The sequence below is a fragment of the Pantoea phyllosphaerae genome (assembly GCF_051025595.1).
In the GTDB taxonomy this organism is placed as follows: Bacteria; Pseudomonadota; Gammaproteobacteria; order Enterobacterales; family Enterobacteriaceae; genus Pantoea.
The window spans coordinates 13,337-28,598 of record NZ_JBPFDE010000018.1 but is presented as its reverse complement, the minus strand read 5'-3'; the positions used below and the strand labels follow the sequence as shown (position 1 = coordinate 28,598).

General features: G+C 58.0%; 12 protein-coding genes. All 12 read left to right on the top strand.

The features are described 5' to 3' along the window. Positions 1-109 precede the first annotated feature (109 nt). The 12 genes from ispC (at position 110) to dnaE (ending at position 15,258) form a co-directional block, all read left to right on the top strand. Complete coding sequence (ispC, locus tag ACR6A7_RS18895; protein ID WP_434126805.1) at positions 110-1,312, top strand: 1-deoxy-D-xylulose-5-phosphate reductoisomerase; 1,203 nt, start codon at positions 110-112, stop codon at positions 1,310-1,312. Between the two features lie 168 nt (positions 1,313-1,480). Beyond that, on the top strand, positions 1,481-2,233 hold the full coding sequence (gene ispU / locus ACR6A7_RS18890) for a (2E,6E)-farnesyl-diphosphate-specific ditrans,polycis-undecaprenyl-diphosphate synthase (RefSeq protein ID WP_033793566.1): 753 nt from the start codon (positions 1,481-1,483) through the stop codon (positions 2,231-2,233). 18 nt (positions 2,234-2,251) lie between these two features. Beyond that, positions 2,252-3,109, top strand: a complete 858-nt coding sequence (gene cdsA, locus ACR6A7_RS18885) for a phosphatidate cytidylyltransferase (protein WP_434126803.1) — start codon at positions 2,252-2,254, stop codon at positions 3,107-3,109. A gap of 12 nt (positions 3,110-3,121) precedes the next feature. Then, positions 3,122-4,471 (top strand): sigma E protease regulator RseP, encoded by a 1,350-nt coding sequence (gene rseP, locus ACR6A7_RS18880; protein WP_434126801.1) that lies wholly within the window; start codon positions 3,122-3,124, stop codon positions 4,469-4,471. 51 nt (positions 4,472-4,522) lie between these two features. After that, complete coding sequence (gene bamA / locus ACR6A7_RS18875) at positions 4,523-6,934, top strand: outer membrane protein assembly factor BamA (RefSeq protein WP_434126800.1); 2,412 nt, start codon at positions 4,523-4,525, stop codon at positions 6,932-6,934. Between the two features lie 113 nt (positions 6,935-7,047). Further along, positions 7,048-7,545 carry a molecular chaperone Skp gene (gene skp / locus ACR6A7_RS18870; RefSeq protein WP_434126799.1) on the top strand — a complete coding sequence of 166 codons (498 nt, stop codon included), beginning with the start codon at positions 7,048-7,050 and terminating at the stop codon, positions 7,543-7,545. A gap of 3 nt (positions 7,546-7,548) precedes the next feature. After that, positions 7,549-8,574, top strand: coding sequence for a UDP-3-O-(3-hydroxymyristoyl)glucosamine N-acyltransferase (gene lpxD, locus ACR6A7_RS18865; protein WP_434126797.1), 1,026 nt, complete (start codon positions 7,549-7,551; stop codon positions 8,572-8,574). 151 nt (positions 8,575-8,725) lie between these two features. After that, on the top strand, positions 8,726-9,181 hold the full coding sequence (gene fabZ, locus ACR6A7_RS18860; RefSeq protein ID WP_013507953.1) for a 3-hydroxyacyl-ACP dehydratase FabZ: 456 nt from the start codon (positions 8,726-8,728) through the stop codon (positions 9,179-9,181). Positions 9,182-9,184: 3 nt separating this feature from the next. Then, entirely contained in the window at positions 9,185-9,973 is a 789-nt protein-coding gene (gene lpxA / locus ACR6A7_RS18855) for an acyl-ACP--UDP-N-acetylglucosamine O-acyltransferase (RefSeq protein WP_084885441.1), read from the top strand. Positions 9,974-9,976: 3 nt separating this feature from the next. Continuing rightward, positions 9,977-11,125 (top strand): lipid-A-disaccharide synthase, encoded by a 1,149-nt coding sequence (gene lpxB, locus ACR6A7_RS18850; RefSeq protein ID WP_434126794.1) that lies wholly within the window; start codon positions 9,977-9,979, stop codon positions 11,123-11,125. Next, positions 11,118-11,744 carry a ribonuclease HII gene (gene rnhB, locus ACR6A7_RS18845; RefSeq protein WP_434126793.1) on the top strand — a complete coding sequence of 209 codons (627 nt, stop codon included), beginning with the start codon at positions 11,118-11,120 and terminating at the stop codon, positions 11,742-11,744. Before lpxB ends, rnhB begins: the two co-directional genes overlap by 8 nt. A gap of 31 nt (positions 11,745-11,775) precedes the next feature. Continuing rightward, positions 11,776-15,258 (top strand): DNA polymerase III subunit alpha, encoded by a 3,483-nt coding sequence (gene dnaE / locus ACR6A7_RS18840; protein WP_434126792.1) that lies wholly within the window; start codon positions 11,776-11,778, stop codon positions 15,256-15,258. Positions 15,259-15,262: the final 4 nt, after the last annotated feature.

Below are 15,262 nucleotides of genomic sequence, written 5' to 3'. Positions count from 1 at the left end.
TATAAAACGCCGTTCAGGGCTGTGTTCATTGCGAATGCGCTCTGGCGGCGTTTTACATTATGTCTTCCGCGCTTGCGGAGTTATTCGACGTTTTCACAGGGATAGCTTAATGAAGCGATTAACCTTGCTGGGTTCTACCGGCTCGATCGGCGCCAGCACGCTGGCGGTGGTACGCGCCAATCCTGAGCGCTATCAAATCACCGCGCTGGTGGCCGGAAAAAACGTTGCGCTGATGGCGGAGCAGTGTCAGGCCTTTCAGCCGCGCTATGCCGCAATGGCGGATGAAGTCTCGGCGCAGGCGCTGCGTGAACGACTGAAAGCACTCAACGTCTCCACTGAAGTGCTCTCCGGCGTTCAGGCTGCGTGCGAGCTGGCGGCGCTAGACGAAGTCGACCAGGTGATGGCGGCGATCGTCGGCGCCTCCGGTCTGCTGCCAACGCTGGCGGCAATCCGCGCCGGGAAAAGCGTGCTGCTCGCCAATAAAGAGTCGCTTGTCACCTGCGGCCGTTTGTTTATGGAGGCGGTACGCCATCATCAGGCGCAGCTGCTGCCCGTCGACAGCGAGCACAACGCCATTTTTCAGAGTTTGCCCGCTTCCATCCAGCATCAGTTAGGATACGCTGACCTGCGAGAAAATGGCATTGAGTCCATTATCCTTACGGGATCGGGTGGTCCTTTTCGTGACACGCCGCTGGCTGACCTCGCGACCATGTCGCCAGAGCAGGCCTGCGCGCATCCGAACTGGTCGATGGGACGTAAAATCTCCGTCGACTCGGCCACCATGATGAATAAAGGTCTCGAATACATTGAAGCCCGCTGGTTATTTAACGCCAGCGCAGCGCAAATGGAGGTGATCCTGCATCCGCAGTCGATGATCCACTCCATGGTGCGCTACTGCGACGGCAGCGTGCTGGCTCAGCTCGGTTCACCGGATATGCGCACCCCCATTGCACACTGCATGGCCTGGCCCGCGCGTATTTCGGCAGGCGTTACGCCGCTGGATTTCACCCGCATGGCCGCGCTGACCTTCGCTGAACCCGACTTTGCCCGCTACCCTTGCCTGAAGCTGGCGATAGATGCCTGCGAGGCAGGGCAGGCGGCGACCACCACGCTGAACGCGGCCAATGAGGTTGCGGTGGCGGCCTTTCTGGATAACCAGATCCGCTTTACCGACATCGCGGCGATCAACAGCGAAGCGCTGGCGGCGCAGACGTTTGCCGAGCCAGACTCGGTGGACGCCGTGCTGGATATCGACCGCGCCGCGCGCGCCAGAGCCACAGAGATGCTGCCGCGTTTCGCGACCTCGCGTTAACGCGCGCCGCTATTTGTTCGCCTGTAGCGAAAATGGTATAGTCGCTCGCTCGCGTTTCCGGGTATGGCATCGCATCTGATGCGCCTCGCCCCTTTTGGGCGGGAGAAGACCGGGCGCAATGTATTCAGAAACCACAGCATTTCTGACAACAGGAATTAATTACGCGTTATGTCGTCCAATAATCACAACAAAACCGATGACCAACAGGGAACAGGCCCGCGTCACGTGGCTATCATTATGGATGGCAATGGTCGTTGGGCTAAAAATCAGGGAAAACTGCGTATTTCCGGCCATAAAGCGGGCGTTAAAGCGGTGCGCCGCTCCGTCAGCTTTGCCGTCAGCAATAATCTCGAAGCGCTGACGCTCTATGCCTTCAGCAGTGAAAACTGGAGCCGTCCGCCCCAGGAAGTCACGGCGCTGATGGAGCTCTTTGTCTGGGCGCTCGACAGTGAAGTAAAGAGCCTGCACAAGCACAACGTGCGTCTGCGCATTATCGGCGATGTGAGCCGTTTCAGTAACCGTATTCAGGAGCGTATTCGTCGCGCCGAGGAACTGACTCAGCAAAATAGTGGACTGACTCTCAATATTGCCGCGAACTATGGCGGACGTTGGGATATTATCCAGGGAGTGAAAAAACTCGCTGAGCAGGTTCAGGAAGGTTTGCTGCGTCCTGACCAGATCACCGAGGAAAACCTGTCTGCTCATCTCTGCATGCAGGGGCTGGCTCCAGTGGATTTAGTGATAAGGACCGGGGGAGAGCATCGGATTAGCAACTTCCTGCTGTGGCAGATCGCCTATGCTGAGTTTTATTTTACCGATGTTCTCTGGCCTGATTTTGATGAACACGTTTTTGAAGGTGCACTGAATGCATTCTCTCTGCGGGAGCGTCGTTTTGGCGGCGCTGCACCAGGCGGCGCCTGAGCAAACAGGGGGTAACCTTTGCTGAAGTCTCGTCTGATTACCGCGCTTATTCTCATTCCGCTGGTGATTGCTGCGCTTTTCTGGTTACCGCCCGTTGGTTTTGCGATTACGACAATTATCATCTGCATGCTCGGTGCCTGGGAATGGGGCCAGCTTGCGGGCATGGCGTCGCGCCAACAGCGCATCTGGCTCTCCCTGCTGTGCGGGCTGCTGCTGGCGGGGATGCTCTTTACACTTCCTCCCTATCAGCGTGACGTGCATCTGCCGCAGGTCGCCACATCGCTCTGGGCGTCGCTGGCGTGGTGGATTGTCGCGCTGTTTCTGGTTCTCTTCTATCCCGCATCGGCCTCTCTGTGGCGGCATTCGCGCCCCCTGCGTCTGGTGTTCGGCCTTCTCACCCTGATCCCCTTTTTCTGGGGCATGATGGCGCTGCGACAGTACCACTACGAGAGCGATCACTACGCCGGCTCATGGTGGCTGCTGTTCGTGATGTTCCTGGTGTGGGGCGCGGATTCCGGCGCCTATATGTTCGGCAGGCTGTTCGGCAAGCATAAGCTGGCGCCAAAGGTCTCGCCCGGTAAAACCTGGGAAGGCTTTTTCGGCGGCCTGGTCTCTTCCGCGCTGATCGCCTGGCTGTTCGCCAGCTTCGCGCCGCTGACCGTTTCCACCGGTACGCTGATCGTCTGTGCCGTGCTGGCAACGCTCGCTTCGGTGCTGGGCGATTTAACGGAAAGCATGTTCAAACGTGAAGCGGGCATAAAAGACAGTGGCAGCCTGATCCCGGGTCACGGCGGCATACTCGATCGCATCGACAGCCTCACTGCGGCGGTGCCGGTTTTCGCCTGTTTGCTGCTGCTGGTGTTCCGCACTCTCTGAGGACAGGCGTAGATGTTGAGTATATTGTGGAGTTTTGTCGCTTTTATCATCGCCCTCGGCGTGCTAATCACCGTTCACGAGTTCGGCCATTTTTGGGTAGCGCGCCGCTGCGGCGTGCGCGTTGAACGCTTCTCGATCGGCTTTGGCAAGGCGCTATGGCAGCGTCGCGATAAGCAGGGCACCGAATATGTGATTGCGCTGATCCCGCTCGGGGGCTATGTCAAAATGCTCGACGAGCGCGTGGAAAGCGTACCCGCCGAACTGCGTCATCAGGCTTTCAATCATAAAGCCGTCTGGCAGCGCGCCTCGATTATCGCCGCTGGCCCCGTCGCCAATTTCATCTTTGCCATATTCGCTTACTGGGTCGTATTTATTCACGGCGTGCCGGGCGTGCGTCCGGTGGTTGGCGAAATTGTGAACGGATCGGTGGCGGCGCAGGCGCAAATTGTCAGCGGAATGGAACTTAAAGCAGTCGACGGTATCGAAACGCCTGACTGGGATGCCGTGCGAATGGCGCTGATCGGCAAAATTGGTGACGCGCAAACGGTGTTAACCGTCTCACGCTTCGGCGAAGAGGCGACGCAGCAAAAAGCGGTCGATCTGCGCAACTGGCAGTTCGAGCCAGACAAAGAGGATCCGGTTGTGGCGCTGGGCATTCGTCCGCGCGGTCCGCAAATCGAAACCACGCTGGCGGAGGTGCAGGCCGACTCGCCTGCGAGCGTTGCTGGTTTGCAAGCGGGCGACAGGATCGTTAAAGTCGATGGTCAGCCGTTAACGCAGTGGCAGAGTTTTGTCATGCAGGTGCGGGATAATCCTGGCAAAGAGATGGTCCTGGACGTCAATCGCAACGGCGAAACGGTGCAGTTGCACCTGACGCCGGAAGCCAGGCCAGGCACGAAGGCAGAGGGTTTCGCCGGGGTTATCCCGCGCGTTGTCCCGCTGCCGGACGCCTACAAAACGGTAAGGCAGTATGGCGCGTTTGATGCTATCGGTGAGGCCAGTGCGAAAACCTGGCAACTGATGAAGCTGACGGTCTCCATGCTGGGCAAGTTAATTACTGGCGATGTAAAGCTGAACAACCTGAGCGGGCCGATTTCGATTGCGCAGGGCGCAGGATTGTCAGCGGAATACGGGATGATTTACTACCTGATGTTTCTGGCGTTGATTAGCGTCAACCTTGGAATCATCAATCTCTTCCCGCTGCCGGTGTTAGATGGTGGGCATTTGCTCTTCCTGGCGATCGAAAAGATCAAAGGTGGACCGGTGTCCGAGCGAGTTCAGGACTTCAGTTATCGCATTGGCTCAATCCTGCTGGTGTTGTTAATGGGGCTTGCACTTTTCAATGATTTCTCACGTCTGTAATCGCTGGAACGCAGACAGACGAGGGATGTGTTAGGAAAACGCATAATAACGATGGCGATGAAAAAGTTGCTCATAGCGTCGCTGCTGTTTAGCAGCGCCACCGTTTACGGTGCAGACGATTTCGTGGTGAAGGATATTCATTTCGAAGGGCTGCAGCGAGTCGCCGTCGGCGCGGCTCTGCTGAGCATGCCGGTACGAGTTGGCGATACGGTTAATGACGAAGATGTCAAAAATACCATTCGTTCACTCTTCGCTACCGGCAACTTTGAGGATGTTCAGGTCCTGCGCGACGGAACTACGCTGATTGTTCAGGTGAAAGAACGTCCTACCATTGCCAGCATTACCTTTACCGGCAACAAAGCGGTGAAAGAGGAGCAGCTCAAGCAGAACCTTGAGGCCTCTGGCGTACGCGTAGGCGAAGCCCTTGACCGCACCACCCTCTCTTCAATTGAGAAGGGACTGGAGGATTTCTACTACAGCGTCGGTAAATACACCGCCAACGTGAAGGCCGTAGTGACGCCGCTGCCACGCAACCGCGTCGATTTGAAACTGGTCTTCACCGAGGGCGTCTCTGCCAAGATTCAGCAGATTAACATCGTCGGCAACAAGGCGTTTAGCTCTGACGAGCTGATCTCCCGTTTCCAGCTGCGCGACGAAGTGCCCTGGTGGAACGTGGTCGGCGATCGCAAATATCAGAAGCAAAAACTGGCGGGCGACCTTGAGACGCTGCGCAGCTTCTATCTCGATCGCGGCTATGCGCGCTTTAACATCGATTCGACGCAGGTCAGCCTGACACCGGATAAAAAAGGCATCTACATCACGGTAAACATCACCGAGGGCGATCAGTACAAAATCGCTGGCGTGATTGTTAACGGCAGCATGGCGGGCCACTCGGCAGAAATTGAACACCTGACGCAGATTCCATCGGGCGAGCTTTATAACGGCACCAAAGTCACCCAGATGGAAGATGACATCAAGAAGCTGCTGGGCCGCTACGGTTACGCCTATCCGCGCGTGATGACGCAGCCGGAAATTAACGACGCCGATAAAACGGTGAAGCTGCATATCAGCGTTGATGCCGGCAACCGTTACTACGTGCGTAAAGTGCGCTTCGAAGGCAATGACACGTCGAAAGATGCGGTGCTGCGTCGCGAAATGCGCCAGATGGAAGGCGCATGGCTGGGCAGCGACCTGGTGGAGCAGGGCAAAGAGCGTCTGAACCGTACCGGCTACTTTGAAACCGTTGATGTCGACACTCAGCGCGTGCCGGGCGTGCCCGATCAGGTAGACGTGGTCTACAAGGTCAAAGAGCGCAACACCGGTACCTTTAACTTCGGCGTCGGCTACGGCACCGAAAGCGGGGTCAGCTTCCAGGTCGGCGTCACCCAGGACAACTGGCTGGGCACCGGCAATACGGTGAGCATCAGCGGTACTAAAAATGACTATCAGACCTATGCCGAATTCTCACTGACCGATCCCTACTTTACGGTCGACGGCGTGAGCCTGGGCGGGCGCGTCTTCTATAACGACTTTAAAGCGGACGATGCCGACCTGTCCGACTACACCAACAAAAGTTACGGCGTAGACGGCACGCTGGGCTTCCCGGTCAACGAAAACAACACGCTGCGTGTGGGTCTGGGCTATGTGCACAACGACCTTTCCAACATGCAGCCGCAGGTGGCGATGTGGCGCTATCTCGATTCGGTCGGCAAGCCGCAGGAGCTGAACGACAAAGGCGATTTCTCGGCGGATGACTTCACCTTCAACTACGGCTGGACGTACAACACCCTGGATCGCGGCTTCTTCCCGACCTCGGGTAACCGCACCAACCTGAACGGCAAGGTCACCATTCCGGGATCGGACAACAGCTTCTACAAAGCGACGCTCGATACTCAGCAGTACGTGCCGCTTAACCGCGATCGCACCTGGGTGGTGTTAGGCCGCGGCCGCGTCGGTTACGGCGATGGTCTGGGCGGTAAAGAGATGCCGTTCTATGAGAACTTCTATGCGGGTGGCTCGAGCACGGTGCGTGGTTTCCGCTCTAACACCATCGGTCCGAAAGCGGCTTACCTGAACGACCGTTCGTCTACCTGTACGCTGAGCGATCCGAACGGCATTTGTAAGTCGGACGACGCAGTCGGCGGCAACGCGATGGCGGTGGCCAGCCTGGAGCTGATTACGCCGACGCCGTTCCTGAGCGAAAAATACGCCAATTCGGTACGCACCTCGCTGTTCGTGGATGCGGGTACCGTCTGGGATACCAAGTGGCAGAATACGGCTGAAACCCGCGCCGCCGGCATCCCGGACTATAGCGATCCAAACAATATCCGCGTTTCAAGCGGTATTGCGCTGCAGTGGATGTCCCCGCTGGGGCCGCTGGTCTTCTCTTATGCCCAGCCGGTCAAAAAAGTGGAAGGGGACAAATCAGAACAGTTCCAGTTTAACATTGGTAAAACCTGGTAAGGTTCTGAGCAGGGAAGCGTAAGCTGAAGTCTTGCTAACGAACCGCGGTTGTTAGTGCGGTTCGGAGCAAACACTGTGTCGCTGACACAAACGTTGATGGTAAGGAGTTTATAGTGAAAAAGTTGTTGTGTGCCGCAGGACTGGGTCTTGCTTTAGCTGTATCCGCAGGCGCTCAGGCTGCTGACAAAATCGCAGTGGTAAACGTGTCCAGCATTTTCCAACAGTTACCGCAGCGTGCGACCGTTGCTAAACAGCTGGAAAACGAATTCAAAGGCCGCGCAACCGAGCTGCAGAGCCAGGAACGCGATCTGCAGACCAAGATGCAGCGCCTGCAGCGCGACGGATCAACCATGAAGGCCAGCGAACGCAGCCGCATGGAAAAAGACGTCATGTCGCAGCGCGAAGCTTTCTCTTCGAAAGCCCAGGCGTTCGAGCAGGATAACCGCCGCCGTCAGATGGAAGAGCGTAACAAACTGCTGAGCCGCATTCAGGATGCCGTGAAGAAAGTCGCGAACGACGAAGGTTATGACGTGGTGATCGACGCCAACGCGGTGGCTTACGCGGCAAACGCGAAAGACATTACTGCTGACGTGCTGAAACAGGTTAAATAATCGATGTCATCAATTCGACTGGCTGATTTAGCCCAGCAGTTGGATGCAGAATTGCACGGAGATGGCGACCTCGCCATCTCCGGCATTGCTTCTATGCAATCCGCCCAGGCCGGCCAAATCACATTTCTCAGCAACAGCCGCTACCGCGAGCAGCTCGCCCAGTGTCAGGCTTCGGCCGTGGTGCTGACGGAAGCGGATCTGGAGTGGTGCCACTCGGCCGCGCTGGTAGTGAAGAATCCCTATCTGACCTATGCGCGCATGGCTCAGCTGCTGGACACTACACCGCAGCCTGCACAGAATATCGCGCCCAGCGCGGTAATCGATCCCAGCGCGAAACTGGGGCAGAATGTCTCTGTCGGCGCCAACGCGGTGATTGAATCTGATGTGGTGCTCGGCGACAACGTTGTTATCGGTGCGGGCTGTTTCGTCGGTAAAAAGACGCGCATCGGCAATAACAGCCGCCTCTGGGCCAACGTCACCGTTTACCATGAAATTGAAATTGGTCAGGATTGTCTGATTCAGTCCGGCACCGTGATCGGCGCGGACGGTTTCGGCTACGCCAACGATCGCGGCAATTGGGTGAAAATCCCGCAGCTTGGCGCTGTAATTATCGGCGATCGCGTAGAGATCGGCGCCTGTACCACGATCGATCGTGGCGCTCTGGATAACACTCTGATCGGCAATGGTGTTATCATAGACAACCAGTGTCAGATCGCACACAACGTGGTTATTGGCGACAATACCGCCGTTGCGGGTGGTGTGATCATGGCGGGTAGTTTGAAAATTGGCCGTTACTGTATGATTGGCGGTGCCAGCGTCATTAACGGGCATATGGAAATCTGTGACAAAGTGACCGTTACCGGTATGGGCATGGTTATGCGTCCTATCACAGAGCCGGGAGTCTACTCCTCAGGCATTCCGCTACAACCCAATAAAACCTGGCGCAAAACTGCAGCGCTGGTGATGAACATCGATGACATGAGCAAGCGCTTAAAAGCCATCGAGCGGAAGGTCGGCAAAGACGACTGAACGCCATCCCACATGCGACCGGCTTGCTAATAAAAACGGTTAAGCAGGCAAGCCAGGCGCCATTGAACCGATTTCGGCCTGCGGAGGATCATCTTGATCTGTGCAGGCCGTGTTATTGATGTCATCAGATTTTTAGGACAGGAAGAGTATTTTGACTACTGAAACTCATACTCTGAAAATTGAAGAAATTTTAGAGCTGCTGCCGCACCGCTACCCGTTTCTGCTGGTTGATCGCGTGCTGGAGTTTGAAGAGCACAAGTATCTGCGCGCGGTAAAGAACGTCTCTGTTAACGAACCGTTTTTCCAGGGGCATTTCCCTGGTAAACCGATTTTCCCTGGCGTTCTGATCCTGGAAGCGATGGCGCAGGCTACCGGTATCCTGGCGTTTAAAAGCGTGGGTAAACTGGAGCCGGGCGAGCTCTACTATTTCGCCGGCATCGACGAAGCCCGTTTCAAGCGTCCGGTCGTACCGGGCGATCAAATGATCATGGAAGTGACTTTCGAGAAAACCCGCCGCGGTTTAACGCGTTTTAAAGGCGTTGCTACCGTTGACGGCAAGATCGTCTGTGAAGCGACCATGATGTGTGCCCGTAGCCGGGAGGCATAATCTGTGATTGATCCAACCGCCACCATCCATGCCAGTTCCGTCATCGAAGAAGGGGCCATTATCGGCCCCAACGTCCACATCGGCCCGTTCTGCTTTATTGGCGCACATGTGGAAATCGGTGAAGGCACCGTCCTGAAGTCGCATGTGGTCATCAATGGCCACACGCGTATCGGGAAAGATAACCAGATCTATCAGTTCGCCTCTATTGGCGAAGTGAACCAGGATCTGAAATATGCCGGCGAGCCGACGCGCGTTGAAGTAGGCGACCGCAACCGCATCCGCGAAAGCGTGACTATTCATCGCGGCACCGCGCAGGGCGGCGGCGTCACCACTATCGGCAGCGATAACCTGCTGATGGTGAATGCGCACATCGCGCACGACTGCGTGATCGGCAACCGCTGCATTTTCGCCAACAACGCCACGCTGGGCGGTCACGTCACCGTGGACGACTTTGCGATTATCGGCGGCATGACGGCGGTGCATCAGTGGTGCACTATCGGCGCGCATGTGATGGTCGGCGGGTGTTCAGGCGTCGCGCAGGATGTACCGCCGTACGTTATCGCGCAGGGCAACCACGCGACGCCGTTCGGTATCAATATCGAAGGTCTGAAGCGCCGCGGCTTTAGCAAAGAGGCGCTGCACGCTATTCGCAACGCCTATAAAGTGCTCTACCGCAGCAACAAAACGCTGGAAGAAGCCAAGCCGGAAATTGAAGCGCTGGCAAAGCAGCATAGCGAAGTACAGCCTTTCTACGACTTCTTTGCTCGTTCTACGCGTGGGTTGATTCGTTAATTCATGTCAGTGCGTCCCCTTACGATAGCCCTGGTCGCCGGAGAAACGTCCGGCGATATTCTTGGCGCCGGCCTGATCCGCGCGCTCAAAGCGCGTCACCCCGATGCCCGTTTCGTCGGTGTGGCTGGCCCGCGCATGCAGGCCGAAGGCTGCGAAACCTGGTATGAGATGGAAGAGCTGGCGGTGATGGGCATCGTGGAAGTGCTCGGCCGTCTGCCGCGCCTGATGAAAATCGGCCGCGACCTGACGCAGCGCTTTACCGAACTCAGGCCGGACGTCTTTGTCGGCATTGATGCGCCCGATTTTAATATCCGGCTGGAAGGGCGACTGAAGCGCAACGGCATTCGCACCATTCACTACGTCAGCCCCTCGGTCTGGGCATGGCGACAAAAGCGCGTCTTTAAAATCGGCCGCAATACCAATCTGGTGCTCGCCTTCCTGCCTTTTGAAAAAGCCTTTTACGATCGCTTCAACGTGCCGTGTCGCTTTATCGGCCACACCATGGCGGATGCGATGCCGCTGCAGCCGGACAAGTCTGCCGCACGCCGCACGCTAGGTATCAGCGACGAGGCGCTCTGCCTCGCGCTGCTGCCCGGCAGCCGACATGCGGAAGTCGAGATGCTCAGCGCCGATTTTCTGCGCGCGGCGCAGCTGCTGCGCGTACGCTATCCAGCGCTGGAAATTGTTGTGCCGCTGGTCAACGCGAAACGTCGCGCGCAGTTCGAACAGATCAAAGCCGACGTCGCGCCTGAATTGCCGATGCATCTGCTGGACGGTCAGGGGCGCGAGGCGATGATTGCGAGCGACGCCGCGATTCTGGCATCCGGCACCGCCGCGCTGGAGTGTATGCTGGCAAAATGCCCGATGGTCGTCGGCTATCGTATGAAGCCCTCAACCTTCTGGCTGGCGAAGCGGCTGGTGAAAACGCCTTACGTCTCGCTGCCCAATCTGCTGGCGGGGCGCGAGCTGGTGAAAGAGCTGCTGCAGGAGGAGTGCGAGCCGCACGCGCTGGCGGCGGCGCTCGAGCCGCTGCTGCATGCCGGTGCGCAACGCGATGCGCTGCTTGCGACCTTCACCGAACTGCATCAGCAGATCCGCTGGAACGCAGACGAACAGGCAGCGGACGCCGTACTGGAGATCGCCAATGGCTGATTTTATCTATCCCGATGCCCGCCTGATTGCGGGCGTTGACGAAGTGGGCCGCGGCCCGCTGGTCGGCGCGGTCGTCACGGCGGCGGTGATTCTCGATCCGGCCAACCCGATTCAGGGTCTGGCGGATTCGAAGAAACTGTCGGAAAAGCGCCGTCTCGCCCTGTTCGACGAGATCAAAGAAAAAGCGCTGGCGTGGAGTCTGGGCCGCGCCGAGCCGGAGGAGATCGACCGGCTCAATATTCTGCACGCCACCATGCTGGCGATGCAGCGCGCGGTCGCTGGCCTGGCGATCGCCCCCGATTTTGTGCTGGTGGATGGCAACCGCTGCCCGGTGCTGCCGATGCCGTCGCAGGCGGTGGTAAAAGGCGATAGCCTGGTCGCGGAGATCAGCGCGGCGTCGATTGTCGCCAAGGTGTCGCGCGATAGCGAAATGGCGGAGCTGGATCGCCTGTTTCCCCAGTATGGCTTTGCGCAGCACAAAGGCTATCCTACCGCGCTGCATATGGAAAAGCTGACGCAGCACGGCGCCACGCCGCACCATCGCCGCAGCTTTGCGCCGGTGCGCAACGCCCTGATTGACGCTGACGTTCTGGCCGCTGGCCAGCCAGCTACGCTTTAATAGCCTGACGCTGTTTTAACCGGAAACCGATATGGCTGAACCCCGTTTTATACATCTGCGTGTCCACAGTGACTACTCTATGGTCGATGGCCTGGCGAAAACCGGGCCGCTGGTCAAAAAGGCGGCTGCGCTCGGCATGCCGGCCCTTGCTGTCACGGACTTTATGAACCTGTGCGGGCTGGTGCGTTTCTACGGCAGCGCGCACGGCGCGGGGATCAAACCGATTATCGGTGCCGACTTCAAAGTCGCCAGCGAACTGATGGGCGACGAGCTGACCCAGCTGACGGTGCTGGCCGCCAATAATACCGGCTATCAGAACCTGACCCTGCTCATCTCGCGCGCCTACCAGCGCGGCTACGGCATCGCCGGGCCAGTTATCGACCGTGACTGGCTGGCGGAGCTGGGCGAAGGATTGATTCTGCTCTCCGGCGGACGCTGCGGCGACGTGGGCCGCAGCCTGCTGCGCGGCAACAGCGCGCTGGTGGCGCAGTGCCTCGACTTCTATCAGACCCACTTTCCCAATCGCTACTACCTCGAACTGACGCGCACCGGACGCGCCGACGAGGAGAGCTATCTGCACGCCGCGGTTGAGCTTGCCATCGCCGAAGGCGTGCCGGTAGTCGCCACCAATGAGGTCTGCTTCCTCAATGAAGAGGATTTCGACGCCCATGAAATCCGCGTGGCGATCCACGACGGCTATACGCTGGACGATCCCAAACGCCCGCGCAACTACAGCCCTCAGCAATATATGCGCAGCGAAGAGGAGATGTGCGAGCTGTTCTCGGACATCCCGGAAGCGCTGGAAAACAGCGTAGAGATTGCCAAGCGCTGCAACGTTACGGTACGCCTCGGCGAGTACTTCCTGCCGCAGTTCCCGACCGGCGATATGTCTACCGAAGATTTTCTGGTGATGAAGTCGCGGGAAGGGCTGGAAGAGCGCCTTGAGTTTCTCTTTCCCGATGCGGCCGTGCGCGCGGAGAAGCGGCCGGAATATGATGAGCGTCTGGAGATCGAGCTCAACGTTATCAACCAGATGGGCTTTCCTGGCTACTTCCTCATCGTGATGGAGTTTATCCAGTGGTCGAAAGATAACGGCATTCCGGTCGGTCCGGGACGCGGCTCCGGCGCCGGTTCGCTGGTCGCCTACGCGCTGAAGATCACCGACCTCGATCCGCTGGAGTTTGACCTGCTGTTCGAACGCTTTCTTAACCCGGAACGCGTCTCGATGCCTGACTTCGACGTCGACTTCTGTATGGAGAAGCGCGACCAGGTGATCGATCACGTCGCCGAGATGTACGGGCGCGAAGCGGTATCACAGATCATCACCTTTGGCACTATGGCGGCGAAAGCGGTTATCCGCGACGTCGGCCGCGTGCTGGGGCATCCGTATGGCTTCGTCGATCGCATCTCCAAGCTGATCCCGCCCGATCCGGGCATGACGCTGGAAAAAGCGTTCGCCGTCGAGCCGCAGCTGCCGGAAATGTATGACGCGGACGAAGAGGTCAAAGCGCTGATTGATATGGCGCGCAAGCTGGAAGGCGTCACGCGTAACGCCGGCAAGCACGCCGGCGGCGTGGTCATCGCGCCGACGAAGATCACCGACTTCGCGCCGCTCTACTGCGACGAAAACGGCAACCATCCGGTCACGCAGTTTGATAAGAACGACGTTGAATACGCTGGCCTGGTGAAGTTTGACTTCCTGGGTCTGCGCACGCTCACCATCATCGACTGGGCGCTGAAGATGATCAACCCGCGCCGGGAGAAGCAGGGCCTGCCGCCGATCGATATCGCCGCTATCCCGCTGGAGGATAAAAAAAGCTTCGACATGCTGCAGCGCGCGGAAACCACGGCGGTGTTCCAGCTTGAATCGCGCGGCATGAAAGATCTGATCAAACGTCTGAAGCCGGACTGCTTTGAAGATATGATCGCGCTGGTGGCGCTGTTCCGTCCTGGCCCGCTGCAGTCGGGCATGGTAGATAACTTTATCGACCGTAAGCACGGGCGCGAGGCGATCTCCTATCCCGATATTCAGTGGCAGCATGAAAGCCTGAAGCCGGTGCTCGAACCCACCTACGGCATTATCCTCTATCAGGAGCAGGTAATGCAGATCGCCCAGGTGCTCTCCGGCTATACCCTGGGCGGCGCGGATATGCTGCGCCGCGCAATGGGTAAAAAGAAACCGGAAGAGATGGCCAAGCAGCGCTCGGTATTTAAAGAGGGCGCCGAGCGCATGGGCATCGACGGCGAGCTGTCGATGAAGATCTTCGACCTGGTGGAGAAATTCGCCGGCTACGGCTTTAACAAATCGCACTCCGCCGCCTATGCGCTGGTTTCCTACCAGACGCTGTGGCTGAAGGCGCACTATCCGGCCGAGTTTATGGCGGCGGTGTTGACCGCCGATATGGATAACACCGAGAAGGTGGTCGGGCTGGTGGACGAGTGCTGGCGCATGGGCCTGAAGGTGCTGCCGCCCGATATCAACTCCGGCCTCTATCAGTTCCACGTCAACGACGACGGCGAGATCGTCTATGGCATCGGCGCGATTAAAGGCGTCGGCGAAGGCCCGATCGAAGCGATCCTTGAGGCGCGCAACCAGGATGGCTATTTCCGCGAGCTGTTCGATCTCTGCGCGCGCACCGACACCAAAAAAATTAACCGTCGCGTGATGGAGAAGCTGATCATGTCCGGCGCCTTCGATCGCCTCGGTCCGCACCGTGCGGCGCTGATGAGTTCGCTCGGCGACGCGCTGAAGGCGGCGGATCAGCACGCCAAAGCGGAGGCGATCGGCCAGGCGGACATGTTTGGCGTACTGGCGGAAGAGCCGGAGCAGGTAGAGAAATCCTACGCCAGCGTGACGCCCTGGCCGGAACAGGTGCAGCTCGACGGCGAGCGGGAAACGCTCGGCCTCTATCTCACCGGCCATCCCATCAATCAGTATCTGAAAGAGATAGAACGCTATGTAGGCGGCATGCGCCTCAAGGACATGCATCCTACCGAGCGTGGTAAAATTACCGTCGCCGCCGGTCTGGTGGTGGCGGCCCGCGTGATGGTGACCAAGCGCGGCAACCGAATTGGTATCTGTACTCTGGACGATCGTTCCGGTCGTCTTGAGGTGATGTTATTTACCGATGCGTTAGATAAATACCAGCAGTTGCTGGAGAAAGACCGTATCCTGATCGTCAGCGGACAGGTCAGCTTTGATGACTTCAGCGGCGGCCTTAAAATGACCGCCCGTGAAGTCATGGACATTGACGAAGCGCGCGAAAAATACGCGCGCGGACTTGCTATCTCGCTGACGGACAGGCAAATTGATGACCAGCTATTAAACCGGCTCCGCCAGTCTCTCGAGCCCCATCGCTCGGGGACGATTCCGGTGAATCTCTACTATCAGAGAGCCGACGCGCGAGCGAAGCTACGCTTTGGTGCAGCGTGGCGTATTTCGCCCAGCGATCGCCTGCTCAACGAACTGCGTTCGTTGATAGGGTCGGAGCAGGTTGAACTGGAGTTTGACTAAAACA